This is a genomic window from Neorhizobium sp. PAMB6716 (genome assembly GCF_058242805.1).
In genome coordinates this window covers 300,072-326,248 of sequence record NZ_JBZAYW010000002.1, presented here as the reverse complement: position 1 = coordinate 326,248, position 26,177 = coordinate 300,072, and the positions used below count along the sequence as shown (strand labels likewise).

At 58.0% G+C, this 26,177-nt stretch carries 21 protein-coding genes and 1 pseudogene; 5 read left to right on the top strand and 17 right to left on the bottom strand.

Annotation, left to right across the window (positions count from 1 at the left end; all coding sequences use genetic code 11):
* Positions 1–123 precede the first annotated feature (123 nt).
* From AC4CWH_RS20070 to AC4CWH_RS20045, 6 genes are read right to left on the bottom strand one after another with little or no spacing between them, the layout of a single operon-like run.
* Complete coding sequence (locus AC4CWH_RS20070) at positions 124–2,442, bottom strand: N,N-dimethylformamidase beta subunit family domain-containing protein (protein WP_491322064.1); 2,319 nt, start codon at positions 2,440–2,442, stop codon at positions 124–126.
* Between the two features lie 52 nt (positions 2,443–2,494).
* Entirely contained in the window at positions 2,495–4,153 is a 1,659-nt protein-coding gene (locus AC4CWH_RS20065; protein WP_491322063.1) for a branched-chain amino acid ABC transporter permease, read from the bottom strand.
* Between the two features lie 3 nt (positions 4,154–4,156).
* Positions 4,157–5,038 carry a branched-chain amino acid ABC transporter permease gene (locus AC4CWH_RS20060; RefSeq protein ID WP_491322062.1) on the bottom strand — a complete coding sequence of 294 codons (882 nt, stop codon included), beginning with the start codon at positions 5,036–5,038 and terminating at the stop codon, positions 4,157–4,159.
* Positions 5,038–5,787, bottom strand: a complete 750-nt coding sequence (locus AC4CWH_RS20055) for an ABC transporter ATP-binding protein (protein ID WP_491322061.1) — start codon at positions 5,785–5,787, stop codon at positions 5,038–5,040. The genes AC4CWH_RS20060 and AC4CWH_RS20055 overlap by 1 nt, the downstream gene beginning before the upstream one ends.
* Complete coding sequence (locus AC4CWH_RS20050) at positions 5,784–6,533, bottom strand: ABC transporter ATP-binding protein (RefSeq protein WP_491322060.1); 750 nt, start codon at positions 6,531–6,533, stop codon at positions 5,784–5,786. Before AC4CWH_RS20050 ends, AC4CWH_RS20055 begins: the two co-directional genes overlap by 4 nt.
* 15 nt (positions 6,534–6,548) lie before the next feature.
* On the bottom strand, positions 6,549–7,835 hold the full coding sequence (locus AC4CWH_RS20045) for an ABC transporter substrate-binding protein (RefSeq protein ID WP_491322059.1): 1,287 nt from the start codon (positions 7,833–7,835) through the stop codon (positions 6,549–6,551).
* 238 nt (positions 7,836–8,073) lie between these two features.
* On the opposite strand from AC4CWH_RS20045, the gene AC4CWH_RS20040 reads away from it, so the two are divergent.
* A complete protein-coding gene (locus tag AC4CWH_RS20040; protein ID WP_491322058.1) occupies positions 8,074–9,021 on the top strand; it encodes an AraC family transcriptional regulator in 948 nt (315 codons plus the stop codon).
* A gap of 153 nt (positions 9,022–9,174) precedes the next feature.
* Here the strand turns inward: AC4CWH_RS20040 and AC4CWH_RS20035 are convergent, their stop codons facing one another.
* Complete coding sequence (locus AC4CWH_RS20035) at positions 9,175–10,281, bottom strand: Fic family protein (protein WP_491322057.1); 1,107 nt, start codon at positions 10,279–10,281, stop codon at positions 9,175–9,177.
* 207 nt (positions 10,282–10,488) lie between these two features.
* Here AC4CWH_RS20035 and AC4CWH_RS20030 point away from each other — a divergent pair, with 207 nt between their 5' ends.
* Positions 10,489–12,846, top strand: coding sequence for a hypothetical protein (locus tag AC4CWH_RS20030; protein ID WP_491322056.1), 2,358 nt, complete (start codon positions 10,489–10,491; stop codon positions 12,844–12,846).
* Between the two features lie 302 nt (positions 12,847–13,148).
* On the opposite strand, the gene AC4CWH_RS20025 is transcribed toward AC4CWH_RS20030, so the two are convergent.
* The 6 genes from AC4CWH_RS20025 to iolG all read right to left on the bottom strand — a co-directional run bounded on the left by AC4CWH_RS20025 (position 13,149) and on the right by iolG (position 19,147).
* Positions 13,149–13,931: a TIM barrel protein gene (locus AC4CWH_RS20025; RefSeq protein WP_491322055.1), complete on the bottom strand. Its 783-nt coding sequence runs from the start codon at positions 13,929–13,931 to the stop codon at positions 13,149–13,151.
* Between the two features lie 79 nt (positions 13,932–14,010).
* Positions 14,011–15,120 (bottom strand): Gfo/Idh/MocA family protein, encoded by a 1,110-nt coding sequence (locus AC4CWH_RS20020; RefSeq protein ID WP_491322054.1) that lies wholly within the window; start codon positions 15,118–15,120, stop codon positions 14,011–14,013.
* Between the two features lie 21 nt (positions 15,121–15,141).
* Entirely contained in the window at positions 15,142–15,921 is a 780-nt protein-coding gene (locus AC4CWH_RS20015) for an ATP-binding cassette domain-containing protein (RefSeq protein ID WP_491322053.1), read from the bottom strand.
* Position 15,922: 1 nt separating this feature from the next.
* Positions 15,923–17,029: an ABC transporter permease gene (locus tag AC4CWH_RS20010; protein WP_491287096.1), complete on the bottom strand. Its 1,107-nt coding sequence runs from the start codon at positions 17,027–17,029 to the stop codon at positions 15,923–15,925.
* Positions 17,030–17,087: 58 nt separating this feature from the next.
* Entirely contained in the window at positions 17,088–18,011 is a 924-nt protein-coding gene (locus AC4CWH_RS20005) for a sugar ABC transporter substrate-binding protein (protein ID WP_491322298.1), read from the bottom strand.
* Between the two features lie 143 nt (positions 18,012–18,154).
* Positions 18,155–19,147 (bottom strand): inositol 2-dehydrogenase, encoded by a 993-nt coding sequence (iolG, locus tag AC4CWH_RS20000; protein ID WP_491322052.1) that lies wholly within the window; start codon positions 19,145–19,147, stop codon positions 18,155–18,157.
* A gap of 125 nt (positions 19,148–19,272) precedes the next feature.
* Between iolG and AC4CWH_RS19995 the strand changes: the two genes are divergently transcribed.
* Complete coding sequence (locus AC4CWH_RS19995) at positions 19,273–20,328, top strand: LacI family DNA-binding transcriptional regulator (RefSeq protein ID WP_491322051.1); 1,056 nt, start codon at positions 19,273–19,275, stop codon at positions 20,326–20,328.
* A 179-nt stretch (positions 20,329–20,507) separates the two neighbouring features.
* Here AC4CWH_RS19995 and AC4CWH_RS19990 read toward each other — a convergent pair whose 3' ends face one another.
* Positions 20,508–21,239: an oxidoreductase gene (locus AC4CWH_RS19990; RefSeq protein ID WP_491322050.1), complete on the bottom strand. Its 732-nt coding sequence runs from the start codon at positions 21,237–21,239 to the stop codon at positions 20,508–20,510.
* Between AC4CWH_RS19990 and AC4CWH_RS19985 the strand changes: the two are divergent.
* Positions 21,205–22,125 (top strand): annotated as a pseudogene (locus AC4CWH_RS19985) (beta-ketoacyl-ACP synthase); the annotation flags it as partial. The gene AC4CWH_RS19990 and the pseudogene AC4CWH_RS19985 overlap by 35 nt on opposite strands.
* A gap of 222 nt (positions 22,126–22,347) precedes the next feature.
* Positions 22,348–23,886 carry a CHAT domain-containing protein gene (locus tag AC4CWH_RS19980; RefSeq protein WP_491322049.1) on the top strand — a complete coding sequence of 513 codons (1,539 nt, stop codon included), beginning with the start codon at positions 22,348–22,350 and terminating at the stop codon, positions 23,884–23,886.
* 35 nt (positions 23,887–23,921) lie between these two features.
* Here AC4CWH_RS19980 and AC4CWH_RS19975 read toward each other — a convergent pair whose 3' ends face one another.
* The 3 genes from AC4CWH_RS19975 to AC4CWH_RS19965 all read right to left on the bottom strand — a co-directional run bounded on the left by AC4CWH_RS19975 (position 23,922) and on the right by AC4CWH_RS19965 (position 26,137).
* Positions 23,922–24,368 carry a type II toxin-antitoxin system VapC family toxin gene (locus tag AC4CWH_RS19975; protein ID WP_071201502.1) on the bottom strand — a complete coding sequence of 149 codons (447 nt, stop codon included), beginning with the start codon at positions 24,366–24,368 and terminating at the stop codon, positions 23,922–23,924.
* A 2-nt stretch (positions 24,369–24,370) separates the two neighbouring features.
* Positions 24,371–24,964 carry a DUF433 domain-containing protein gene (locus AC4CWH_RS19970; RefSeq protein WP_015647675.1) on the bottom strand — a complete coding sequence of 198 codons (594 nt, stop codon included), beginning with the start codon at positions 24,962–24,964 and terminating at the stop codon, positions 24,371–24,373.
* Between the two features lie 90 nt (positions 24,965–25,054).
* Complete coding sequence (locus AC4CWH_RS19965; RefSeq protein WP_491322297.1) at positions 25,055–26,137, bottom strand: RHE_PE00001 family protein; 1,083 nt, start codon at positions 26,135–26,137, stop codon at positions 25,055–25,057.
* Positions 26,138–26,177 lie beyond the last annotated feature (40 nt).

Sequence of the window (26,177 nt, the reverse complement as noted above, 5' to 3'; positions counted from 1 at the left end):
GGTGAACTGGCCAGGGATAGGAAAACATTGGCTAGAACTGCTTCAAGGTCGCCCGAGACAGCGACGCGTCCGGGCCCTTGCAACATCTCAGATGGCGCATTTTCTGTGCGAGAGTGGGTTTACTCAGCGCCATTGCTTCTCCTCCAACGTCCAGTTCGACCCCGGCAGTTTTCCGGTTTTGGAAAATGTCGTGAGGACATTTCCAAGCAGTTTGGAAATATTGTTGTCGAAATTATTGTAAGGAAGTGACTGGCTGAAGGCGATGGATCCGGTGGAAAACACGGCTCCATTTTCGGGCGTCGTAAAATACACCATGTCGGCGCGAATGCGATAATCGTAGGATCCCATCAGGCCAGGATAGGGATAGAGAACCTGCTCGACCACCGTCTGGTAATTGTCGCTATGACCGCCAGACGATGCAACGATCAGGGCGTGGGGTGGCGTACCGAGCGTGAGATCATACCGGTCGATTTCGAGGCCGGCCGCGCCATGATGCGCCAGCCCGAAATCGCCGAGGATTTCGCCTTCTATGCCTTCGAACATCCAGTCGGCCCGGCGGTGCCAGCTATCCGGCATACGGCGGTAGGGTCGCGCGGAATCGAAGCCTTCGGAGATAAAACCGACGCCAAGCACTTTCTGGGGTGGCCGGCCGAGATCCTTCCAGATGCCGCTCTTCTGCCCTGACGTCGCGAGATAATATTCACCCGGTCGGGCCTGCCATGCCCGCATGCCGGAATTGAGCTTGCGCACTTCCACGCACCACGGCTCGTCCTGCCTGTAGGAGACATTCCAGTAGTAGCCGTTCCCGCCGAGATAGATCAGACGACCGCCGTCGGCTGCATAGTCTTCCGTTGCGTCCATCAGTTCTTCGGAAACATATTCCGGGTGCGTGCCCGTCAGGAGGATCTGGTAGGGTTTCAGTGCCGCGACGCCCTCGCGCTGAACGTCTTCATCGGTGATAACCTCGTAATCGTAGCCCATGTGGTCGAGCCAGGCGATGACGGAAAGATCGGCCGGGAACTGCCATGTGACCCCCATCGATGACATACGCGCCTTCGGCCGCATGTTGAGGATCGGTCTGAGGTAGGAGGAGTAACAAACCCCTGTGCCGTCGCCATGGTGGTCGTAAAGCGACAGGCCGAATTCCTTCGTCTGATACAGCTCAATATCGATCTCCGAGATGATCGGCGATTGACCAGCCAGCGGCTGCATGATCTCCGCATCGAAGGTCAGATGCTCGTTGGCATAGGCGAGATAGCTGCTGGTTGGGATCAGGAAGCAGATAGGCGCTTTCGGTGTCTTGGCGCGCACGAAAAAGGGAATGTATTCCTCGCGAAGACCTTTACCATCACCGACACGTAGGCGGAACGCATAGGCTCCGGAGCGGACATCCGGCACAGTGAAAGACGTCGTCTTTTCCCACCGACAATCGATGATAGCGTCGTCATGAAATTCGATGCCGCCATATTCAGCAGGTGCCAGCCGGTAGCAATCGTTGCGCCCTGCCCAGTTGAAGCCGGTCTGTCCGCGAACAGGCCGGTTATAACCGTCGGCATGCAGCGAATGGGGCCCAGTATCGATGACCCGGTCGCCGATCCCCGTATCTGTATAGCCCAGTGAGGTATCCCAGGCGGCGAGACATCCGTTGACCGGAGGCTTTCCAGATGCACGGAAAGCATCCAGTTCTTCGCGTGACAGGACACGATCGAATACAGCGGGGCGGTCGAGTTTGCCATTGTAGCATTGCGTTTTGAAGGTTCCGCGCAAGGCATGCCAATCCTGCGCCGCCGCCAGCAAAAATGGCACTTCCAGCGGATTGAGCGGCTTGAACCGCAACGTTTCGCGCACATGGGAGCGGAAATCGATGCCCGCCACCTTACCGATCAGGCTGTTGTATCGCGTTCCAGCGCTCTCCTGATAGAGCGTCGCATGTCCGGTCGAAGCATCGTAGGTCGCGGCGACAAAATACCACTGGCTCTTCATCAGAGGCACTTCGGCATCGATATAATCAACCTCTTTGCCGTCACCATAGCCAAACTCCAGCAGCCCAGCCGGATTGATCCACAGCCCGTAACCGCGGTTGTTATAGGCGTCCCAGCGCCCCATGAGGCACTGGCGCTCGCCCTCGCCCGGCTTGTTCGGATAGACGAAGGTTGCGAGCGTGAAGCTGCCGTTTGGCGCCAGATGTCCCGCCGGATCATCAACGGTGAGGAAAGAGCCGACCTGGGTGAACTGCTTGCGCACGGTCCAGCTGCCATTCTTCGTGCTTGCGATCTCCTCTTCCTTGTAGCCGGGGCCAGCCGGATGGATGTCCCCGTGGATCAGGCGGACGAGCTGCGCCTCGACGCTGGTTGTGCCGTCGGCATGCACGAAGAAGCCGATTTCATCGCCCGGCCGTACCGAGATCTTGTCTGCGTAACCAAAGATTTTCTGTTCGGCCATGGACCGGCACTCCATTCAAAAATTCTGCGTCATAACGTCATCTGTTGTCGGTTCAGGTTTCGAGCAGGTCCTGCACACGGCGTAGGAACAGCGCGTGATAGGCTTCGTCCGGCGTCGCATAGGTCTGGTCCTCGACAAGCCGTGGAGCCGTGCCGCGATGACCGGCAAGTGCTACGATGCGGTAGGCCTTGAACTCCTCAATCACCATGATCGCGTATTTGTCGATCTGCCCCTGTCGCCGGAAATAGTTGAGCAGCCGCTCCAGTGCTTCCGAATGCTGACCGAGCGGACGTGTCCGGTGTTCCTCAATCACGGCATCGGAGATCAGGCGCTTGAGAAAATCGCGCTGCATCTTGTCGAAGCGGCGGAAGTAGATCTGGTCCTTGTCGTGGATTTCGGTGGCTTCCTCGGGGAGCATTTCCCCACCTTTCTCCGCGCGCGTTGCGCGGCGTTCACTGCGTTTCTTGGCGCGCCATGTTCGAAACTGGTCCTTGATGCCGAACAGGCCGCCGCGCAGAAACAGGACCACCATCAGCATGATGGAACCGATCAGCATGAAGCGCAGCGGACCGAGATCTATCAGTACCCGGTCGATGAAGACGACGATGATGGTTCCGACAACCGCGCCTTCCGAGCGTCCAATGCCACCGATGACCAGCATGGCGAGCGAGAGAAGCAGGGTGTCGAACGAAAACAGATTGGGGGAAGCGCCGCCGAAATGGATGGCGTAAAAGCCGCCTATGAAGCCGAGCGCCGCGGAAGAAATCAGGAACACCCAGACGCGGGCGCGCAGGTAATCGACACCTACAGCTTGCGCAAACGCCTCTTTCTTTTCGGGTGCCATACGCAAGACCCGGCCAAGCCGCTTGCCGTTGACAAAGCGGTAGACGAACAAGGCAGCAAGCAGGAGCGCCAGACAGGCATAGTAGCCGAGGAGGAGCTGGCCTTGCTGCCCGAAGCTGTGCGGCAGATAGCTTGGCGCGCCATAGAGCCCGCCTGTCGCCGAGCCCAGTTGCCGCGACTGCACCACATAGACACGGCAGAGTTCGACAACACCCAAGGTCAGCAGCGCATAATAGAAGCCATCCAGCCGCATGGCGGGAAAGGCGATGACGGCACCGAAGGCGAGACCAATCACCGTGCCCATCAGCGGCAACGTCCAGAAGGGTAGTCCCAGTTGGATCGCTGCATAGGCGGAGCCATAGGCCGCCGCCCCGACCACGGCATAGGTGGCAAGCGAAAAGATGCCGGCTGTTCCGATGACCAGCATCCAGCAGAGATTGATAGCCCCATAGATGCCCATCACCGACATGGCCGTCATAACCGTGTTCCAGGAGCCAGCAGGCACCAGGAAAGGCATCAGAAGAAACAGCACGAAAGCCATCGACCACCAGATCGGCCGCTTGTCGAGAATAGTCTTCTCGCGGCGCATGGTCTTTGCATTATAGCCGCCGGAAATATTGAGCATGCGTCGGCGTGTCGGCCAGTATCGGGAGCGATGCCAGAGGCGTGCGCCATGGCCCGGCCATTTATAGAAGAAATTGAACCGACCGACTTTGTGCATCTTGGGCTTGAAGGAGGTCGTCTCAATCCAGGTCGACTGGTGGGACGCCCAGGAATTGGTCTCGACCTGGCGTGTTTCCTTCTCCGGATCGAAACATCCAAGTGGATCGATCCAGACGGGTGGTTGATTGCTCGTTATGTCGGTCATGGTTCAGGCCTCCCGTGCCTTGTCGAGGATCCCGGCGATGCCGCGCGGCCTGAACAGAAGAATGACGATGATCAGCAGGAACTGGGTGATGAGAACATATTGGCCGCCGAGCAGCGACGATGTCAGCGCCTCGTTGAAACCCAGCAGAACAGCACCGATTACACCGCCGGGCACACTGCCGAGCCCACCAACAAGCGCGATACTCAAGCCCTTGACCATCGGAGTGATGCCGCTGAACGGAGCCACATAATAGGTCTGCGCCAACAGTACGGCCGCAAGACCGGCAAGCGCCCCCGTCAATGCCATGACGGAAATCGCTGTGCGGCGCACGCCAATGCCAACGATAGCGGCGGCATGCGGGTTCATCATCATAGCGCGAATTTCCAGCCCTCGACGGCTCGAGCGCATCCAAAGAAGGATCAGCGACAGAAGAACGATAGCGGACAGGGATGCGCCAATCTTATCGGCAGTCAGAACTACGCCGAAGATTTCAACCTTCCCACGTCCAAACAATTGCGGCAACGATTTGGCCCGCGGACCAAACATCCAGAGCAGGACCTGATTGCCGGCAAGGCTGATCGCGAGGGTCGCTATCAGGGCGCGGATCGGAAAGTTCGGTTTGTCATGGACAGGAATGAACGCAACCAGGCAAACTAAGACACCGCCGATGGCACCTGTAATAATACCAACCGCCATCACAAGCGGCGGAAATGGAGAGAGATAAACGCTTGCAAGCCAGGCACCATATCCAGAAAAGGCAAAGATGAAGCCGTAGGCCATATTGACGAGGCCGAGGCTCGACCAGGTCAGCGATATGCCGATAGCGATGGTGCCGTAGATGCAGGCGAGCGTCAGAGCGTTGGAAACGATGAAACCTAAATCCATCAATGCGCTCCATGTCGGTTAAGACTTTTCATGACCGATGCCTCGCCCTTGAGTTTTCCGGCATGCATGCCGATGATCCGATCGACCTTGCCTTCGAGTAACGCCACGTTCTGCTCAGCAATCACCATTGCGCTATCGCCAAGTTCGACCGCCATCAGCGCCTCGATCACCGACTTGCCGATCTTCGGTGCCAAGCCGAGCGACGGCTCGTCGACAAGAAAAAGGATTGCATCCGCCATCAGGCCGCGACCGATCGAAACCATGCGGCGTTCGCCTCCCGAGAGCCGTCCGACCGGCGTTGCCATGAGTTTTTCCAGCGGCGGAAATATCTGCAGAATTCCTTGCTTGCGCTTCTTGCGCTCCGACCACGCACGTGAGGTGAAAGCACCGCTATCCAGATGCTCCTCGACGGTCAGCCCGTGGAAGATTTCGTCGCCCTGCGGGATTAGCGCCAGCCCGCGCCGCACGATATGGTGCGTATAGCGTCCTGGCCCTTGACTTCGGGTTCGCCCTACTTCGTGACCATCGAGCAGTATTGAGCCGCGCTGCCAGCCAGTCAGACCTGCGATTGCCTGAAACAGCGTCGATTTGCCATGGCCGTTCAGCCCCACCAGCCCGACGCGCTCGCCGGAATAAACCTTGAGGTCGAGATCGTGGATGACCCGCATCGGACCCCATCCAGCTGAAAGCCCGCCGACATTGAGGATTTCCCGATGGGCTGAAGGTGATGCCGTATTGGGCTTCATCATGCTGCGACCTCGTCTTGCACAGTCTCGAAATAGGCTTCGTTGACTCTTGGATCGGCGAGCACCTCCGCCAGCGAGCCCTGCGAGATCACATCGCCCGCATCCATCACCATCACCCGGTCGGCAATCGTTTCGAGCAGCTCGATGCGATGTTCGACGATGATGATGGCGATGCCCAGTTCTTTGGCCAGAACCCGCATGATCTCATCCAACTCGTCGATCTCGGAATTGATCAGTCCCGCCGCAGGTTCGTCCATCAGCAGCAGTTTCGGCCGCCGCATCAGCAGGCAGGCCATCAGCAGCTTACGTCGGTTGAGGGTGTCGAGGCGTTCGGCCTTCGTGTTTCCGGGCTCATGGAAGCCGACCAGTTCGGCGCCCCATTCGGCATCATCCGGCGTCAGATATGGTACGAAGGCTTGCCTGGCCGCCTTGAACACTTCAGCGACCGTCAATTCCTCTGGAACGACGGGGGTTTGGAATGTTCGCCCAAGGCCCAACCTCGCGCGTTTCTGCAATGGCAGGGACGTAACATCCCTGCCATCGAAGATCACTCGCCCAGATTTTGGCTGCATTCGCCCTGAGAGGACCTCGAACAGGCTGGTCTTACCCGCCCCGTTCGGGCCGATTATCCCGAGAACTTCTGCGGGATGCACATGGAGGGAGACGCCATTCAGGATATGGCGTCCACCGAGTTCGAGTGTAATGTTTTCGCACAAGAAAAGCGCGCCCTGAGGCTCATTCGAGACCATGCTTACCACCCCTGATCACCACCAAGGTGCGGCGCGCAGTTGGGTTTCCTGCAGCGCGTCGGGATAGATGATCTTGTGCTGGCCGTCCTGCACCTGGAAGAACAGCTGGGCCATGCCCTTGTCCAGTTCCGTCGCCGTAACGTCATAGCCGTTGTCAGGATAATGCGCGCATTCCTGGAAGGCGTTGCCCATGCTCATATAGCCGCAGACGCCGCGATAGGGGTTAGTGCGGATCCAGTCGGCAACCGCCTCGAACTTCGAGGGATCGCCGACTGCTTCCCAGGCCGCCTTGAGGTAATAGGTCGTGTCGTAGCCGTTACCCGTGTAGCAGAGGCCCATGATGCCGGGGAACCGCTTCTGGTACTTTGCGCGGAACGCCTTGCCCTTCTCGTCGGCATAGACGCCCAGCACCGTGCTCCAGACGAATCCTTCTGCCGCAGGGCCTGACAACTCAAGAAATTCGGGCTGCGATGGACCGTATTGCAGGTAGACGAGCGTGCCTTCCAGCGGATCGGCCTGATACTGTTTGACAAAGGCTGCGTATTCCGCCGCGACCCAGTGATCGATCATCACGGCACCAGCGCCAATTTTCTTGATGTCCTGAATGACCGGTCCCCAGTCCTGCACGGGATACTGAATGTCGGTGATGCCAGCGAGTTCGAATTTGCTCTTCGGCAGAGCTTCCTGAAGACACTTGGAGATCGTCTGGTTGTAGGCGATCTGTTCCTGGACGATGTGGACGCCGTTGTTCCTCGGCTTCCAGACACCCTTGTCCTGCATGGTCTGCAGAAACATCGGGAATGTGTAGCCATAATGGACTTCGGATGGGTCCGTTTGGAAGATGTGGCGGTATTTCTCCGGGTTCTTGACGAGTGCATCGGTCATTGCGCGCTGCGTCAGGCCCCAGAGCAGCGGTGCCTTGTAGCTGGCGGAAGCATCCGCCAGCGGAATAGGTGTAAAGGTGAAAGCCGTGGACATTGCATGCACCTTGGCGTCGACCAGTTTGTTGATCGCAACACGCCCACTTTCAGGCGAAAGAACGTCGAAATCAACGATGACGGGCTTTATTTGACGCCCGAGAACTCCACCGGCTGCATTGATCTCCTCAAACGCAAGTGTCGTTCCGTTCAGATAATCCTGATGGTCGGCCACACCGGCCATGGCCGTCTGCGAGACCGGGAGGCCAAGCAGGATGGGGTCTGCCGCAAAGCTGCGACGGACAAACGGTGACGGCAAGCTAGAGGCAGCAACGCCCGCCGACAAAGTCTTCAGCACGGTGCGCCGCGAAATGTCCTTATGCATGAAGATAGTCCCCCGATTTTCGATCGTTGGTCCGGCTTGGAGCCAACGCTGCATTCGTGCAGTGAAGGGAACGCTATCGCGGGATAGGCTGCTGCGTATTGCCTGAGAAGGACTGTATTTTATCGTGAGAGCGAACACTGATGGCCGAAGCCCGCTACCTCAAGGATTACGGCATACTACTTGCGTCTGATTTATGACAAACTACACGCATTCAGGGGTTTTAGGCGGGGTGACGATCATGCCGGATATCCATCACTACAATACGGAACAACTCAACGGGGCAAATAAGCTCAATGCTTGGCAGGAATACATGTCTACCGTGTATTATGCCCTGGATATTATTCCCGTGTCCGCCGACAAAGTCCGCGGCGAACTGTACGAAGTACAATTTCCTTCCCTCGGCCTGTCACATTTTAGAGCAGACGCACAAAAAGTAATTCGACATAAATCAGCGGCGCGCCACGACAAGTCGGAGAATTTCGTCTTCCTTTTTCCGACACGCCAGAAAATGGCTTTCGAGCAAAATGGCCGGGCGGGTGTGGTGCACCCCGGAGGGGTCTTTCTTCTGAATTCGGCGGAAGGTTACAGGATCGATGTTCCCGACCAGTCCGAGAACGTCACCCTCAAGATATCTTGCGATACCCTACGATCGAGGATGAGTTCCATCGACGATATGTGCGGCACCCTGAGCTTTGCCAACCCGTTCCTTGTGCCTGTCGTCGCGCAACTGGGTGCACAGTTGCTCCGGTTCAATGGCGGAGGCGACAGCGTCAAGCTCGAGCAGACCTTGATCGATCTGGTCTGTCTGATGATGGAGACGCATTCCGAAGACGATGTAACGACAAGCGATCGTCAATCATTGGTCGCGGTCATGTACGACCGGCTTATGTCGCACACGCGTCAGAACTTTCGCGACCCGGGTCTCAACCCGACCAAGGTGGCCGCGGCCCACCGGATATCGACCCGATATCTCCATCGTGTCTTCCATCAGTACGGCACAACCTTTGGCGATGTGCTGATGGAGATGCGGCTGGTCGAGGCCTGCCGGATGCTGCAGCAAGCCCGCGCCATGAAACACCCGGTCAATATGGGCGAAATCGGCTATCGTTGCGGCTTCGTCAGCCAGGCACATTTCTCATCCCGATTTCGGCAACAGTTCGGAGTAAGCCCACGTCATTTCTTATGACAAAACTGAACCTGCCTAGCGATGATGGTGACAACTTCGCGCGCGGATTGCGACGACATTTAACAGTGAAATGGCAGTGACACACCTTGAAAGACTCGAACAGCCGTTCGCCTAGATAATGACTTTGGTGGTGTTCATTGGAGTGGTAGCGAATTATTTCTGCAATGACAGTGAGTACCGAGTATGCCGACGTTCACCCGTACGCGTCAGTGCACCGATCTCCACGAGTTGCTGAAGGTCGCGTGTTGCTGTAGCGCGGGATATATCTGTGATCGAGATATAGTTTTCGGCACTTAGACCTCCCTTGAAGCCGGCTGTGCCTTCCTTGAAGATGCGCGCGACTACCTTTTCTTGCCGCTCGTTCAGCTTGTCCCGAAAACGATCATAGAACTTTGCTTTTTGGATGAAGAAATCTACGCGCTCAAGCGTCGCCTGTTGAGCATCCAGGATAGTTTCTGAAAAGAAAATGACCCAGTCGGTGATATCAAGTGTGCGCTGGTGCCGCTCAAGCTCTGAGTAATAGGCCTTCCGGCGCTTCTCGATTGTGAAGGCGAGTGAAATGAGGCTTGGCTGCCCTATGTTTTGCGCTAGGGATTTCTCGGCGAGCGCGCGTCCAATTCGGCCGTTGCCATCCTCAAATGGATGTATGCTTTCGAAGTAAAGGTGTCCTACTGCGGCGCGCGTCAAAGCTTGAAGCGACGTTTGACCATCTGGCCCGGATTGATTGAACCATGTGCTGAAGGTCTCCATCTCAGCTGCAACCTGGCGAGATGGGGGAGCCTCGAAGTGGATAGTGGGTTTGTCCAATCGACCCGATACAATCTGCATGGCGTCTTCATGCGTGCGGTAAGCACCAACCGTTTCAATATATCGGTTTCCGGCCATCAGCATTGAATGCCAGTGGAACAGTCCCTCATGACACAGCGGCCTATGCCAACTTCGATAGACATCCGCCATCATCTCGGCGATCCCCCGCTCTTGGGGGCGGATCTGTCTATCATCAGTGTTTAGCCCGAACTGCCGGCGGAGTGATGACTGGACACTCACGCGGTCCAGAAATTCCCCCTCAATCTCTGAGGTCTTGACCGCTTCGTCGCTCAGCAACTCAATGCGAAGTTGGTTGCTGTCGTCATCGTTGAAATGTCGAACAGCACCGATAACCTCGCCGGCGGACTGCAAGAATTTCTGCTCCAACGATATCAGGCTTGCGGTGTCGTATCTGAAGTTTGGCCAGTCAGTGTTTTGCCAGTTCCATTTCATGAGTTATAGAATCCTTCTCTATAGCTCATAATTATTGCTGAAAATGAGCTATTGCAAGCCCGTCTATTGCTCAGCACCACAATCTGCAGCTCTCCATTCAAGAAGCAGCGATCGACAGCTAACCTCTTGCCCTAAACATATTTTGTTAATGGGCGCCCCCTATTTCCGCTCGCCCTCGGCACTGGTGCCGAGCGAAAAGGAATAAGCATGACCAAACACGACCTTTCATCACGACATTTTCAGCGAAAAATTTCGGAATTCTGCGAGCTTCGTATCGCTCCAGTCGCATCCAGGCGGGTGTTCGAAAATATACGGCCCTATCTGGCCAGTTTGATCATCTACCGCAAATCGCCCCCGCTTCTGAATGGCCATATCGACTGGAAGATGATCGGTCAGGCCTGTGGGATTGAAGCCGAGTTAACGGCAGAACTCAAAAAGCAGGTCCGGCCAGGCTTGGATGCAATCGTCCGCTGGCTCGGCGCACCACCAGCTACCGAAGAACGACGACCACCAAAGCCGACAGTTAGCACGGGTAAAATGACGCCCGCCAAGAAGGCAGCTTCCGCACGCTCCGCCCGACAGCCACAACGCGCGGCGATAGATGGCACCTTTGTCCGGTCTGCGTCAACATCGCCCGGCCCAGCACCAAAACCGATAAGCCCTTTCCCAGAAGCACTATTTGAAGCGACAGAAGATCCGGCGAGCTTTCAGGACGCATTGGTCTACCATATGCGTCGGTTCGGCGACACCTATTGGCAGCTTTACCGCGCCGTTGTTCATCTGAATGAGACCTTCGACAACAAGACGCTGCTATCCTGGATCCACGGAGAGCGCGTGCCCCGATCTGTTGCCAGTTTCAACATCCTCCGCCGCATCGAGCGACGCTATCGACTTTCAGAGGGATATTTCAAAGAGAAACTGCCGCATCAGGCACGCTCGCTGTATGGTCACGATCTCGGTGACATCAGCCCAGCTGAGCGCCGACGGATTTCACTGCACCTGCCCGAAGACTTCAACAGCCTGCCCTTTACCAAGCGCGAGGAGATCCTCGATTGGGTGCGCCGGGTGATCATTTCCGGCTCTACGGAATATCGCCGCTATCAGGCGGCGGCCAGCAAGCAGCGATATGCCATCCGATTTCCCGGCCTCACCTATGGCAGCAGTTTTCTTTCCTCTCGGTCATTGGCATCGGCGGCCGGCACCAATCAAAACGTTGCCACAGAACTTGATGACCCTGATCTGCTCTCCGGCATTGTCGACGCACCGCCGAGACTTGCCATGGAAATGGCTGATCTCATCCGCTTCAAGACTTCGACGCTGACGGCGATTGGGTTCCAACGGAACGGCGTCTGGGGTGAAGAAACGGCCTCCCAGAAGATTGAGCACCTCGGCTTGATGTTTGGTGCGCTTGCTGCCTCGCCAAACGGTGTCGTGAAGGGTTTCGGTGTGCCAGTCAGCCAGTTAAGCTTCGGCCTTCTCGTCTTCCCTGGCGTTTGGGACTGGTATCTGCAGTGGCGGGAACAGCGACGTGGCTTCTACACCAAGTGGGAAGAAGACATGCTGATGGTCGCCCAAGCCCTATCTCGCGCGGAAGTCGGTTGGATCCGGCAGCATCCGGAGCTGCTTCGGAATGTCAGGCCCATTGCGGGCTTGATTGAGCAGGAAGAAATCGATTTTGCGGCTCGCGATTGGCATGGCGCCTGTGATGCGTTTCACCGACATGCCGCTAACCGTTCCAAGGAGATCCAGCGAGTGATGCGCGTGCATCGCGATCCATTTGAACCGATCATGTGTGTACTTGAAGCGGACAGCCCGCTGGCGGAATACCGTAAGATCACGGACGAGATCGTGAGACACATGCCGGATGAGAAGAGATATCCACGACCGGCCGCCGAAGCCGTTAGATCATTCCTATTGCTTCGGCTGGGCCTGCACCTTGGGCTCAGACAGAAGAACCTTCGCCAACTTCGTGTCTGCCCCCGTGGACACTATCCGACGTCAGAACGCCGGCTGGAGGATATGAAGTGCGGTGAGCTGCGCTGGAACGACCGCGATCATGGGTGGGAGGTCCTTATCCCATCGGTCGCGTTCAAAAACTCTGGCTCTTCTTTCTTCGGACAGAAGCCGTTCCGGTTGATTTTGCCCGACCTTCTCGATCTCTACAAATACCTCGACGCTTACATCCACAGGCATCGTGGAGTTCTGCTTGGCGGTGCGAAAGATCCCCAAACGCTATTCGTCAAGACGGTGAAGACGACCAGTATTGATGCTGCTTACAATTCGACCACATTCTACGAGGCTTGGCGGACTGTCATCCAACGTTACGGCATCTATAATCCCTATACCGGACGGGGTGCGATCAAGGGCCTCCTGCCGCATGGACCGCATAACCTGCGGGACATTCTTGCGACGCATATTCTGAAGCAGACCGGATCCTACGAGCAGGCGAGCTATGCCATTCAAGATACGCCCGATGTCGTGCAGCAGCACTACGGCCGCTTCCTTCCGCAAGACAAGGCCGCACTGGCCGCCAAGATCCTCAATCAGGTTTGGGAAGCTGCGTAAGATCGAATGAGATGCTCGGCTCGGACACTCAGAACATGTTGCATCTGGGCCGAGCGTCCTCGTCTCCGCCTTGAGCGGACTCGAACCCAGAACCCGCTACCTACTTGGTATTGGCAGCGGCCGAGAAACTCGACAAATCAAGAATTTAGCGCATTCAAGCGTCCGAATAGAGCCGGAGGCTTAAATTCCGTTGCCGGTTCGCAGCCGCTCAATGTCTAGCTCAGCCGGTAGTTCAGCCCGAAGAACCACCGCGCGATCCAATTACCGAGTCACGCGATAGCCTCGCACCATTGCACCATTCATTAGATAGAAAACGCGGCCCGGAACGCCTCGAGGGCCGCCTCCGTTTCTCCCTTGGCGAAAGCTTCCATACCGACGGGTCCACGATATCCCATATCGTAAAGTGCCAAGGCTATCACATTGTAGTTGATCTCTCCTGTTCCAGGCTCACAGCGTCCTGGCACGTCGGCAACTTGCACCTCGCCAATCCATGGCAAGCAGGCGCGGCAAGTCTCGATGAGATTACCTTCCCCGATCTGAACGTGGTAAAGGTCCAGATTGAGCCTCAGGCGTGGGTGATTGACTGAAGAAACCAAGGCCAGGGTGTCGGCGGCCCGACCGAATGGGGTGCCCGGATGGTCGACCGGAAGATTGAGATTTTCCAGTGTAAAGACGACGCCCTCTTCCTCAGCCAGGTCCGCAATGCGGCAGAGCGTGTCGCTCGCCTTCAGCCACATGGCTCCGGTTACAATCTCCGCGGGGCGCACAGGCAGGCCACCGGGTCCCAGTCCCGTCCCATGCAGGTTAAGCCTCGCAACGCCGAGGCGTTTGCCGACCTGGACCGTCTCTCGTGCCGATCGCAGCAATTCATCCGCACCCTCGTCATCGGCCAGTCTTCCTGTCAGATAGCCATTCATGATCGAAAAGGTGGCGCCTGATCGTTCTAAAGCGTGTAGATCGTGATCCGGCCAATTCCATAGACCCACCTCGAAGCCCATCTCGGCTAGACGCGCAGCACGCCACTCGATCGGGCGATCACGCCATATCATTTCAGCGCAGGCAGCGAGGACGAAGGGCTGTTCCATTACAGTTTTCCTGTTCAATTCGATGTAGACAGATGTGGGCAGGTCCCGGGTAATCGTCGGCGACTGGTCAGATCGCCGATCACAGCATAACCCGGGCACCATTCGAGGTCGCCATCGCATGGATGACGCGTTCTATCTCTAACCCGCGCCCGAAATCCGGCCCCCTGTTGGGTGCACCGGCAATCGCCAGAAGGAGATCCCGAGCTTCAATGACCTTCTGCTCATTGAAGCCGAAATTGTGCCCGGGTGCGGGACAGAAGGCTGCAAAATCTGGTTGTTCGGGCCCCGTGCGGTGACAGACGAAGCCGGCATCTCCGACCCGGTGGATCCAAAGCTCGTTCATGTTCTCCTGATCGAAGAAAATCGTGCCTTCGCTGCCATGGACCTCCCATTGCAGCCTGCACTTTCGGCCTCGAGCAACGCGAGACGTGGCGAAGGATCCATGCGCGCCAGAGGCAAACCGCAGGAGTGCCATCGCACTATCCTCGTTCTCAACCGCCTTCGGACCACTTGTGGAAGGTCGATAAGGGACTGCGATCTGGGTCTGGGCGACCAGCTCGGTCACAGGTCCCATAAGATCCGTCATCTGGCTAACCAGATGGCAACCAAGATCTCCCAAGGCGCCGAGCCCACCGTCTTCATGCGTCATACGCCAGGACCACGGAATATCGGGGTCTGCAGAATAGTCCTCGTCATAGACGCCGCGAAATGCGAGCGGCCTGCCGATCTCTCCATCGCCGATCAACTTGCGCGCGGCTTGGAAGGCCGGGCTGCGCAGGTAGTTGTAGCCCAGCATCGTCACCAGCCCCCCATTGTCGGCGGCGAGCGCCGCCATGGCCTCGGCATCGGCCAACGTGAGCGCCATCGGCTTTTCCAACCAGACATGCTTGCCCGCCAGTAGCGCTGCCTCTGCCATCGGGCGGTGCAGACCGTTGGGCGCGGTGATCGAGACCACATCGACGGCCGGATCTGTGATCGCCTCTTCCCAATGGGCCGTGGCGCGCGCAAAGCCGAACTGTTGTGCAGAGGTGTCCGCACGTTCCTGAGTGACATCCGACAGGACTTCCAGTCGATGATGCGGGCCGCCGAAGACTGCAGCAACGTTGCGCCATGCTAGGGCGTGGCACTTGCCCATAAAGCCCGTTCCGATGAGTGCGACACCGAGCGGACGATTCGGAAACCCAAACATTTGTTTCTCTCCTCCGACAGCTTAGATCGTTCCACCCAAGGAGCCTTCGAGCTCCGCCATTTCCTGACCGCCGGCCATGAGGTCCTGCAATTGGGCAGCATCGATCTCACCACGCGTGGCGGTTCCAAGCGTCTGGCCCCGGTTCAGAACCGTGAAGCGATCACCGACCGCCATGGCATGGCGGACATTATGAGAGATGAAAACGACACCAATCCCATGTGCACGTACCCTCTTAATGGTCGCCAGGACATTTGCCGTCTGGCGAACACCAAGTGCCGAGGTCGGTTCATCGAGGATCAGCACTTTCGCACCGAAGTAAACTGCACGGGCGATGGCCACGGTCTGACGCTCCCCGCCAGACAGGGTGCCTACCGCCTGGTCGGGGCCACGCAGGTTGATGCCCATCTTGCGCATTTCGACCATGGTGATCTCGTTGGCCTTCTCGATGTCGAATCTCTTGAACAGCCCGCGGCCTCTTGTCGGTTCGCGCCCCATGAAGAAGTTGCGCGTAACCGACATGAGCGGGATCATGGCGAGATCCTGAAACACGGTGGCGATCCCGGCTTCCATTGCGTCACGCGGGCTGTTGAAGGACAAAGGACGCCCGTCAAAGGTGATGGAGCCCTCGGTCGGCTGGTGGACGCCGGACATCGTCTTGATGAAGGTGGACTTGCCGGCTCCGTTGTCGCCGAGGAGGCAGTGGCACTCGCCAGGACGGACATCGAATGTCACGCCGTTCAGCGCAATCACGTTGCCATAGTGCTTCTTGATGTTTTCCATGCGGATGATCGGTGCGGTCATCTCAGCGCTCCCCGGTCACGCGTTTGCGGATTACGTTGTTGAAGATGACAGCCAGCAGGAGCATCCCGCCAAGGAAGATTTGAAACCAGTCCTGATCGAATTTCGTGTAGGTGAGCCCGATGGTGACCATGCCAAAGATGATGGCACCGAAGAAGGCGCCGATTGCTGATCCATATCCACCTGTCAGCAGGCATCCACCGATGACGGCCGTGATGATGGCCTCGAATTCTTTCATGAACCCGCGCCGTGCGTCAGTCGATCCCGCGTCCATGACGGTGATGATGGCAACGAGTGCTGCAGCAACAGCGGTAAGGATAAAGAGCGCGACCTTGACCTTCCGCACAGGAACGCCTGAGTTTTGAGCAGCATTTGCGTCGCCGCCGGTCGCAAAGATCCAGTTGCCGATCGGGGTCCGCAGCAGAACATAGGTTGCCACCAGGGCAAAAAGGATGAACCAGATGATCTCGACCGGGATACCTGGTACCTTGGGCAGCCCCGACTTGAAGCTGTCAACCCATCCCGTTTCCGCAAGCCAGTTCAAAAGGAACTCGAACGCATCACCGGAGAAGATCGGTGCCAGAAAGTCTTCGCCGACCGCCTCGCGGATGCCGCGGAGTTGCGTTGCGCCACCTGTCAGGAGTTTCAACCCCACTAGAGTTGCCCCTCGGAGGATGAACAGCCCGGCCAGTGTAACGATGAACGAAGGAAGCCCAGTTCTGATCACGATCAGCCCATTTGCTGCACCGAGCATTGCTGCAAACAGCAAGGTGAGCGGAATTGCAAGGATCAGTGGCATGCCGATGTTTACGGTAAATGCGCCGAAAAGCATGCCCGTAAATGCCACCATCGACCCGATCGACAGATCGAACTCCCCGCCGATCATGAGCATGGCGGCAGCGATGCCAAGGATTCCGAGTTGTGCTGCCGGGGTCATGAAGTTCATGATGCCCGAGAGCGTGAACATGGTTCGGTCGGCCGTTGCCAAGAAGAAGAGTGTCACGAGGACAAGGCCCCCAATCGCCCCCAGTTCCGGTCGCTTCATCAACCTGGTCGTGAAAGATACGGTTTTGATCCGCTCGTCTTTTTGCGTCAGCACGTCGCTCGACATCGCTTTCCTCCTTCAATTGTTGACCGGGCCGCCTGGCGGACCGCCCGGTCAGCCTCACTCAGCGAATGCCCTGAGACGAAAGCTCGATGACGTTTGCAGCACTCTCCTTGGTGACCAGGTTGGGACCGGAAGGAACATCACCGCCCGGAACCAGCCCGTACTGGGCCTTCAAGGCGAGGAACGCGACGGGAAGATAACCCTGCAGGAACTGCTGCTGGTCGATCGCAAAAGCCGCCTTGCCGTCGGCAACATCCTTCAGGAAACCGGCGGACAGATCGAAGCTCGCTATCAGAACTTTGTCTCGACCGAGGGCTTGCGCTGCCTTGACAGCCGGCTCGCCGACCAGGGAGGCGCCAAGACCGAGAACGGTGTCCACGCTCGGATCAGATTCGAGTGCCGCCCGAACCTTGGCTTCGACTTCCGCCGGATCGTTCTGCGTCGGCACGACCGTCACAGCCTTTCCGAATCCTTCCGCAAAGCCCTGGCAGCGGAGGTCGAGAGCGACGTTGCCGACTTCCTGGTTCACGCAGATCCCTTTGGTGCCACCCATTTCGGCAAGCTTGGCACCCGCTGCCTTGCCGGCATCGAACTCGGACTGGCCGACATGCAGAAGTGCGCCCAATTTGTGAGCGACGTCCGAGCCGGAGTTCATCGAGATGACGGGAATGCCGGCAGCGACCGCGCGTTGGATTGCTGGCCCCAATGCATCACCGTCGGGAATGGAAACCACAAGGCCATCCGGCTCTTGGTTGACAGCAGCATCGATCATCTGGCTCATCTGAACCATGTCGACCGTTTCCGGAGAACGGAACTCGACGTTTGCGCCCGTATCTTTTGCTGCCTTCTCGACGCCGTTCTTCACCACCGACCAGAACGGGTCATTGGCCTGTCCATGCGCCACGACGATGATATCTGTAGCGAATGCAGGGGCCGCCATTGCCACAACTGCAGCGACTGCCACCGATGCGAGTAATTTTTTCATGATAACCTCCCAGTTACGTTGATTGCGGGCGCAACTCCATACGCCCATTCTCCGGCTCGCAGAGCCGGAACCGAATGCCGTCAGCGCACCATCCTCCAGGCGCTGCGGCTAGCCATTTCGAAGGCCTGTGGACTTCGAACCCGTTAAATCAAAACCGATGATGGCTGCCCTGAGCCGAGCGAATCCGCTGCAGCCTCGGCCAGTGCCAATGCCGCCACGCCATCCTGAAGTGTGACCGGAACAGGGGCGCCAGCGAGAACCGCGCATACGAAGGCGGCCCATTCAGCCGCGTAAGCCCGCATGTAGCGTTCGAGGAAGAAGAACTCTGGCTTCGCGCTTGTCACACCTGATACGGTCGACTTCGTAATCGTGTGTTCGAGCACATTGCCTGCCGAGAGCAGGCCGGTCGAACCGAGCAGTTCAACCCTCTGATCATAGCCATAGACAGCGCGACGGCTGTTCTTGATCACCGCGATGCGTCCGTCGGCATAAGTCAGCGTAACAACCGCAGTATCGACATCGCCAGCCGCGCCGATGTCCGGATCGACTATTGAGCTACCGACGGCATGGACGGTGGTCGGCAAATCTCCCATAATGAAATTCGCCATGTCGAAGTCGTGGATCATCATGTCGCGGAAGAGACCGCCAGAGACCTTTATGTAGCTCACAGGCGGCGGCGAGGGATCGAAGGACGTGATCGACAGAAGCTCGGCCTTGCCGATCTCCCCTTCTGCCAACGCTGTCTTGATGCCGGAAAAGTTGGGATCGAAGCGCCGATTGAACCCAATCATGATCGGCGTTCCCTCGAGCGAGGCAGTCGCAAGACATGCCTTGGCCCGCTCCAGCGAAAGGTCGACAGGCTTCTCGCAAAGGACTGCCTTGCCCGCCTTCGCCGCTTTCTCGATCAAGTTTGAATGGGTGTCTGTCGAGGTTGCGATCAATACGGCATCAATGGCTGGATTGCTGATAACGGCATCAACGTCGGCGACCTCAGCGCTGTACGACGATGCCAAGCTCTCAGCGGCCTCGAGGTTGATGTCGGAAACCGCTACAAGGCGGCTCTGCGGATGAGCTGCGATGTTTGTTGCATGAACCCGCCCAATACGGCCCGCACCAAGCAATCCAATTCTGAGCACTGTATTTCTCCCCTACGACCGGACCCGTTTCGACAGGGACCATGCTTTATTTTGCTCGCGCGAGCAACGATTATTTGCTCGCGAGAGCAAACTTCTGATTGGACTGGAGATGGAACGCATGATCAATGATGACCAATGCATATTCAGGTGCCGGGGAGATGATGACAGACGGAAAAAATCTCGTGATTGCCAATGTGACGGCTGACGACGTGGCAGAGGCAGCAGGCGTTTCCAGGTGGACGGTCAACAGAGCCTTCCGCAAGGACGCATCGATTTCCCGCAAGAGCCTTGAAAAGGTCATGGCTGCGGCCGAACGGCTCGGCTATGTGCCCGACCTTAGGGCTGTCAGTCTTGCCTCCGATCGTTCCAATCTGGTCGCACTACTGATCGACGACTTCGCCAACCCGCACAAACTGGTGATGATGGAATGTCTTACACGAGCCTTGAGACGCGGCGGCTGGGACACGTTGCTGGTCAACACACTTGATCGCAATGATGCCAGTCATGCGCTGCTAAACGCGAGCCAGAGACGTGTCGATGCCGTGATCCTGATCGGCCTTCAGTTCGATGATGAGGTGCTCGAGGCGGCCGCTCACGCTCGCAAGTTCCGCGAGCTCATCATTTTTGCCAGAACCTCAGAGCGTCCCAACACAATTTCCATTGCTGTGGACGACGTCAGGGCGATGACCGATTTGGCCGAGTACATTCATGCGAAAGGATACAGGCGACCGCTCTTTGTAGCCGGCCCCCAGAATTACTCCGCCCACCTTCTGAGAAAGGAGACCTTCTTCTCCTACTGGCTCGCACATGTAGGCAGCGAGCCGGGGTTGGCCACGGTCAGCACATATGACCCGGCTTTGGCAGGCAAGGTTGTGGCCGACGCGTTGGAGAATTGCCCGCGGGGTGACCTGCCGGACGTATTAGTTTGCGAGAATGATGCGCTTGCGATGGGGGCGGCCGATGCGGTCCGTTACGCGCTCGGTCTATCCGTACCTGGAGACATAGCCATCACAGGCTTCGATGACGTGCCGCAGGCAGATAACCCAAACTACCGCCTAACGACCTACAGGCAACCGTTGTCCGAAATGGCTGACTATCTGGTTGAGGTTCTTGCTCACCCTGACAGGCAAGACCGCGACCGTCTTTTCCTAGGCTCACTTGTCGTTAGGGCAAGCGCCTAGCCGGCGTTGTCCGAGATCATAGGGATGGCACGCAGAGAGCCTCCTACATGGTACCGCCCATCCTGGGGGAGATGGGCGGCCAAGGCGCAGCTGGGGGTAAGAGATGCTACGCCTTGTTTGCTTTAGCGCAGGATACCAGATCAAATAGACCCGCCAGCGTTCAGATAGGTGCAGAGAAGCTACTGTTTGCCGAACCCGAACGTCTTACGCAGGCTGCTATCGACTGCCTTCGCCGGCATGAACCGGCGCAGCCGGCTGAGAAGCGTCGCATGCTTGCCGACCGGTTGACGCATTCTGTACGGGCTTTCGATGGCCGTGAGGATCTGATCGGCGACCCATTTCGCAGAGGGTGCAGACTTGACCTGGGCGAGGACGGCGCGGGTCGTCGCCTCAAGCTGTTCGGCATACGCGCCGGGAGCAGCCTCGGTGATTGCCGAATTCACGTCGAGATTGGTATTGGTGAAGGTGGGCTCTACCAGGATGACACGTACGTTGAAGTCCCGGATCTCGTGATCGAGAGATTCAGACAGTCCCTCGATCGCGTGCTTGCTGCTGGCATAGATGCCCATGAAAGGAGCCGGCAGAAAGCCGAGTACGGAACTGACATTGATGATCAGTCCGCTTCGGGCACTGCGCATGGCAGGCAGGGTTGCGCGGATCATGCGCAGTGGGCCAAACACGTTCACGTCAAAGACCTTGGCAGCCTCCGCAACGGAGGTGTTTTCGACAGGGCCCATCAGCGAGACACCCGCATTGTTGATCAGGACATCGATCGTGCCCGCCTCGGCCAGAACCCATTCGACAAAGGTTGATACCTGCTCGTCGCTCGTCACATCCAGCTTTCCGAACGTCACGCCGGGGATTGGGCTTGCACTGTCCGGATTCCCGGCGATCACCGAGGCGGTCCGCATCGTCGATAAGAAGGGTCCTCGCCGTCTGTCGCCGTTCACCATTCCGTCCTTCCTGGTCAACCTCGCCGCAGGTCAGGTGTCGATCCGCCACGGGCTGAAGGGCCCGCTTGGCGCGCCGGTGACCGCCTGCGCGGCGGGCGTCCAGGCGATCGGTGACGCAGCCCGCATGATCCGGGCGAACGAAGTCGATATTGCCGTGTGCGGTGGAACGGAAGCCTGCATGAACACCGTGAGCCTTGGGGGCTTCGCGGCGGCGCGGGCTTTGTCGACCGGCTTTGCCGAGACCCCGGCTGCTGCGTCGCGGCCTTTCGACATGCTGCGCGACGGATTTGTTATGGGGGAAGGTGCGGGCATCCTGGTCATCGAAGCCCTCAGTCATGCCCTGGCGCGTGGGGCGACACCACTGGCGGAATTGGTCGGTTATGGCACCACGGCTGATGCCCATCATGTCACGTCTGGTCCGGAAGATGGATCCGGGGCTGCCAGAGCAATGCAGATCGCGATCAGACAAGCGGGTATCGCCCCTTCCCGGATTCAGCATCTCAACGCCCATGCCACATCCACCCAGCTCGGAGATCGTGGTGAAATCGAAGCGATCAAGTCCGTGTTCGGGACAAAGTCGGGAATAGCGGTCAGCGGCACCAAGTCCGCAACGGGCCACCTTCTCGGAGCAGCCGGCGGCCTCGAAGCGATCTTCACGATTCTCGCGCTGCGGGATCAGGTCGCGCCACCTACCTTGAATCTTAACTCTCCCGATCCGGCCGGCAGTAGCATTGATTTCGTCGCCAACAAAGCACGGTCACTCCCAATGGAATTCGCAATCAGCAATGGCTTCGGCTTCGGCGGGGTGAATGCCAGCGCGCTATTTCGGCGCTGGGACGCCTGACGCCATGAAAACGAAGCCAATGCCATCGCTCGGAATGAGTGCCTGGACGCCGAGGATTGCCGTTATCGGCGTCGGGGGCGGCGGCGGGAACCCGAACTGACCGCGCTCTATGATGCATTTGCCGGCGAATTGAGCTCGCCAACTCCCCCCGACTATCCGACCGTTGGGCGACATCTGACGCTTGCCTATCCGCAACGAGCGGAGACGATCGAGCAGACATTGGTGCAAGACGCACTCCGGCGAGGATTGATCCTCCATGCGTTCGACCTCGTTACGGCGCATAAAAATACGTCGCCGCCGCGTTGGAAGGCGTTTCTTACCGTCGACGTTGTGGAACAAATACTACTGCAATCACGGGGGAACATCGGAGCGCTCGTCGAGCCAGAACGATTGACGGAGGCAGTCGAGATTCCCCTCCGCTACGCCGCGACACACCCTGCGGAAGGCAGATTGAGGTTGAGAATAGCTCGGCTTCTCGATCTGCAAGTCGCTGGGCAAAGCGGAATTGCGCTAATCGCCAGCATCATTCTGTCTTCTTATGCCGGCGAGATAGACTTCCAGCAGGCTGACGACGTCGACGCAATCAGCCCTGAAGAGTTCAAGACGTTTGAGGCGTTTCACCGCGCCGCGTTCGCGTGGCTCGAACGGGAAGCGCCCATTACACTCGGCAAAACGAGGTTTCCGAGCGAAGATCTCCCGTGCAGTGGCGATCGATTGGTGGCTACGTTCAAGGCCATGCTACCTCAACTGGCGGAGGACGCAGAAACCGATGACGATTTGGCGGAATTCAAAGCCTGGTTAAGCATCGGTGTCAGCATCGCCATATCGGAATCACTAGGTCCAGCTGACCTGGAACTTATGGGTGTCGGCGCCATCCAGCTTTCGCGGCGCGGCAAAGTCCAGGAGGCGCGAGATTATGCCGAGCACGCTCTTCTCTGCTCGGGCTTGGACCCCGTACGCCAACGTATTGCATGGGGGGTATTCGGTGACGTCTATCGGCGCTCGGGTAATGCTATCGAAGCTTTAGTCGCGTTTGCGTGTGCGGCCAAGCTCGCCGGACCGGTTTCGCTGCACCAGCTTTGGATTGAGATGTACGGTCTTGCCGGGACGTTCCGGGACGTTGGGCTCATCAAAGCAGCAGAGCACATGGCCGAACATGCCCGCATGGTTCTCGATGAACTCGGGCTTTCTGACGGAAACGACATTCAACTCGATTTGCTTGCGCTCCAGCTGAAACTGAAAGGGGGGTTACAGCCAACTTTCGAGGCGAGCAATATATCCCTCAATACCGCTGCGGCGCTCCCGGAGGACCTCGCCGGCTCGCAGCTTGTGGTGATAGCCGCCCACGGCAGCGTAGCGGATGGAGAACCGTTTTTTCACCAGGTTTCCGATGAAGGCAATTTGCGAATTCTTGCGTCTGACTTGGCAGACGCTCTTCGCAATGTAGGAGTCGTGGTTTTGTTTGTCTGCAGCGGCGGCCGTAGCGACAAGCACCCTGCGGCAAACATGACAATTGGGCTTACGCGTCAGTTGTTGGACCGAGGATGCTCCACGGTTGTGGCGTCACCGTGGCCCCTCGCTTCGTCGATTACACCGAGGTGGTTTCCGGCCTTCCTGGAACGTTGGGATGCTGGAGATCAGGTAATAGACGCGGTCTTCAAAGCCAATCAGGACGTAGGAAAAGCAACGGGATATGATCCTGCACGCTTCCTAGCCCTGCACGTGTTTGGTGATCCGTTCCGCAGAATTGTGGATGGCTGAGATAATTTAGATATCTTATCCGATCCGGTCGAAGCTCATCGTGCCACATCTTGGGAGGGCACAGATCTGGCAGGCTTCTTGAACGGATCAAGGACCGTGACGCCCCGGCCCTGAAAATCCGCGACGTTGCGTGACACCATGATAAGATCATTCACCTGCGCTGTCGCGGCCAAGCCGGTATCGTCGGTATTCTTATCTGATTGACCGAGCATCTGACCCCAACGGCGTGCGACAGGCTCGTCGACGGGGAGAATGCGACCTTGATAAGCCGCGAAGATTGCGTCGGCAGCCTTGGCGATCGCGTTCGCCACGACGTCATCGGTCTTACGCTTCTTCTCGATGCCTTTCGAAATCTCTCGAACCGAGATCACGCTGATGGCGAGATCGGTATCATCGATCGTATCGAGCCAAGCCGCGACATTCTCGTGCGGTTCGGGTCGACCAATCTCTTTCAGGACATTTGTATCGAGCAGGTATTTCAAGCTCAGTCATCCAGCGCGCTAAGATCGGCTGCGCGCATGGCGGCTTTTGCCGTTTGCTTCGGGTACGGCCGGCCCGCCTTCGGATGCGCCTCCGCATAGACGCGCGCCGCCACGACCTGTTGTTCCTTCAAGGAGGGATAGTCGCGAAGAATCTCTTCGACCGTGGCGCCGGCGTTGAGAAGAGCAGCGATCCGATGCGCCTCGATGTGCGTGCCTCGGATGACCGGCTCCTTCCCGGATAGGTCGACCTGATCGGTGAGCTTCTCGAGTTCCTTCAGCTTGCGCTCGACGAAGACTAGGTGCTGACCGATGTCGTAGCGCTGTTTGCCGAACACGACTTCCTTCGCGAGACTGCGCTTCAGGGATGTCGTCCGCAACGCCTCATAGAACTCGGATTGGCTCTTGGGCGTCAGCGCCAGTTTGAGTTCGTCATAGGCATGGAGAAACACCAGCTCAGCTTGACCGAACTGCCGAATGCTTCGACCACCTCGCTTCACGAGTTGCGGCTTAATCGGCGCGCGCTCGACAACCTTCTTGAAGATGTCCAGCGGCGCGCCCACCACAAAAGCCGCCTGTGCCGTTGTCAGATGTTCCATCCGATCGCCTCCTAATTCACTCCGAAAGATAGGACCGAATTAGAGATAGCGCAAGGCCCGTCGTTCGATTTCATCTCGTTCTGACCCATTCTAGACAATCCCCCACGCCCGAAACCTCCCCCTCCCCGTCATCTCCCTGAGGCCGAGTTCCAAAACGATCCGCCGCGCCGCCTGCGGCGTCACATCCAGCGTCTTCGCCACCATCCCGGCCGACACGAGCGGTTTCGCGATCACCAGCTCGACCAGCTCCGGCAGTCTTGACGACGTCCGCCGCCCCTTCAGTTTTCGGTCCATCATCGTTTTCGCCAGGGTCAGCCGGTCATGCTCTTTCATGCCAATCTCCGCGGCCGCCAAAAACCCGTGAGCAATGGCTAACAACCGGGTCTCCCGATCGCGATGCCGGCGCCGATCGACGGAAATAGATTTGAGACCGAGGTTGACGGCGGCGAGATGGGCACCAGTGGTAACGCCGGCCCGGCGCAGGATTGACGCGGCCAACAATCGCCCGAGCCAAGGCGCGTGCTGCAGCACCGACAACTCGTTCCAGGCATCAAGGGCGATGGTCGCCTGCAGCACCGCCGGTAGGTTTTCAGCCTGACGCAACACGCCACGCCATTCATCGAGCCGGGCATCCTCGTCCCAGTCGAGATCATAGACCAGCGGATCGGCCGGAGCCCGACCGGGCTTTTTGGCTCGTTCGATCGCAGCTTCCGAGCGGGCGAGCAGCGCATCGATAGCAGCATAGTCGACGCCGGGGAGATCTTGGGCCTCGTCGGTGCCATCCCCCTCCCCTTCCGCGTCGATCGCGATCGCCGGCCGAATAACTCCGGTCGTCGTAACCTCGTCCGCGCCGCCCGCCCCGATCTCCGAGGTTTTCCGCAGCGAGCGGATGCCGTCGGCGGACAGCGCCCAGTCCGGTGACTGGCCCGCGACGCGTCGGCGGGTGCGCAGCACGTCGCGGGCGATGGTCAGCTCATGGGTGGGTGTGCGAATATCCTTCGTGGCGTCGTGGAGGACGAGGTCTTCGAGATGGACGAGGTCGCCGTCGATCCACAGCGAAGCGCAAGCGTCGGCAAAATGGGAACGTTCGATCCATCCCTGGCCGATCGGCGAACGGGCGATCCGCTCGTCGAGACGCGTGAGCACGACGCCGGCTGTGGCTTTTACTTCCAGATTTCAATCCGGGGAATGTCATACGCCAGTTGGGTTCTGG

Excerpts from the sequence above, each read along its gene's own strand:
- AC4CWH_RS20070 (WP_491322064.1), bottom strand. The coding sequence starts at position 2,442 with ATGGCCGAACAGAAAATCTTTGGTTACGCAGACAAGATCTCGGTACGG.
- AC4CWH_RS20065 (WP_491322063.1), bottom strand. The coding sequence starts at position 4,153 with ATGACCGACATAACGAGCAATCAACCACCCGTCTGGATCGATCCACTT.
- AC4CWH_RS20060 (WP_491322062.1), bottom strand. The coding sequence starts at position 5,038 with ATGGATTTAGGTTTCATCGTTTCCAACGCTCTGACGCTCGCCTGCATC.
- AC4CWH_RS20055 (WP_491322061.1), bottom strand. The coding sequence starts at position 5,787 with ATGATGAAGCCCAATACGGCATCACCTTCAGCCCATCGGGAAATCCTC.
- AC4CWH_RS20050 (WP_491322060.1), bottom strand. The coding sequence starts at position 6,533 with ATGGTCTCGAATGAGCCTCAGGGCGCGCTTTTCTTGTGCGAAAACATT.
- AC4CWH_RS20045 (WP_491322059.1), bottom strand. The coding sequence starts at position 7,835 with ATGCATAAGGACATTTCGCGGCGCACCGTGCTGAAGACTTTGTCGGCG.
- AC4CWH_RS20040 (WP_491322058.1), top strand. The coding sequence starts at position 8,074 with ATGCCGGATATCCATCACTACAATACGGAACAACTCAACGGGGCAAAT.
- AC4CWH_RS20035 (WP_491322057.1), bottom strand. The coding sequence starts at position 10,281 with ATGAAATGGAACTGGCAAAACACTGACTGGCCAAACTTCAGATACGAC.
- AC4CWH_RS20030 (WP_491322056.1), top strand. The coding sequence starts at position 10,489 with ATGACCAAACACGACCTTTCATCACGACATTTTCAGCGAAAAATTTCG.
- AC4CWH_RS20025 (WP_491322055.1), bottom strand. The coding sequence starts at position 13,931 with ATGGAACAGCCCTTCGTCCTCGCTGCCTGCGCTGAAATGATATGGCGT.
- AC4CWH_RS20020 (WP_491322054.1), bottom strand. The coding sequence starts at position 15,120 with ATGTTTGGGTTTCCGAATCGTCCGCTCGGTGTCGCACTCATCGGAACG.
- AC4CWH_RS20015 (WP_491322053.1), bottom strand. The coding sequence starts at position 15,921 with ATGACCGCACCGATCATCCGCATGGAAAACATCAAGAAGCACTATGGC.
- AC4CWH_RS20010 (WP_491287096.1), bottom strand. The coding sequence starts at position 17,029 with ATGTCGAGCGACGTGCTGACGCAAAAAGACGAGCGGATCAAAACCGTA.
- AC4CWH_RS20005 (WP_491322298.1), bottom strand. The coding sequence starts at position 18,011 with ATGAAAAAATTACTCGCATCGGTGGCAGTCGCTGCAGTTGTGGCAATG.
- AC4CWH_RS19995 (WP_491322051.1), top strand. The coding sequence starts at position 19,273 with ATGATGACCAATGCATATTCAGGTGCCGGGGAGATGATGACAGACGGA.
- AC4CWH_RS19990 (WP_491322050.1), bottom strand. The coding sequence starts at position 21,239 with ATGCGGACCGCCTCGGTGATCGCCGGGAATCCGGACAGTGCAAGCCCA.
- AC4CWH_RS19970 (WP_015647675.1), bottom strand. The coding sequence starts at position 24,964 with ATGGAACATCTGACAACGGCACAGGCGGCTTTTGTGGTGGGCGCGCCG.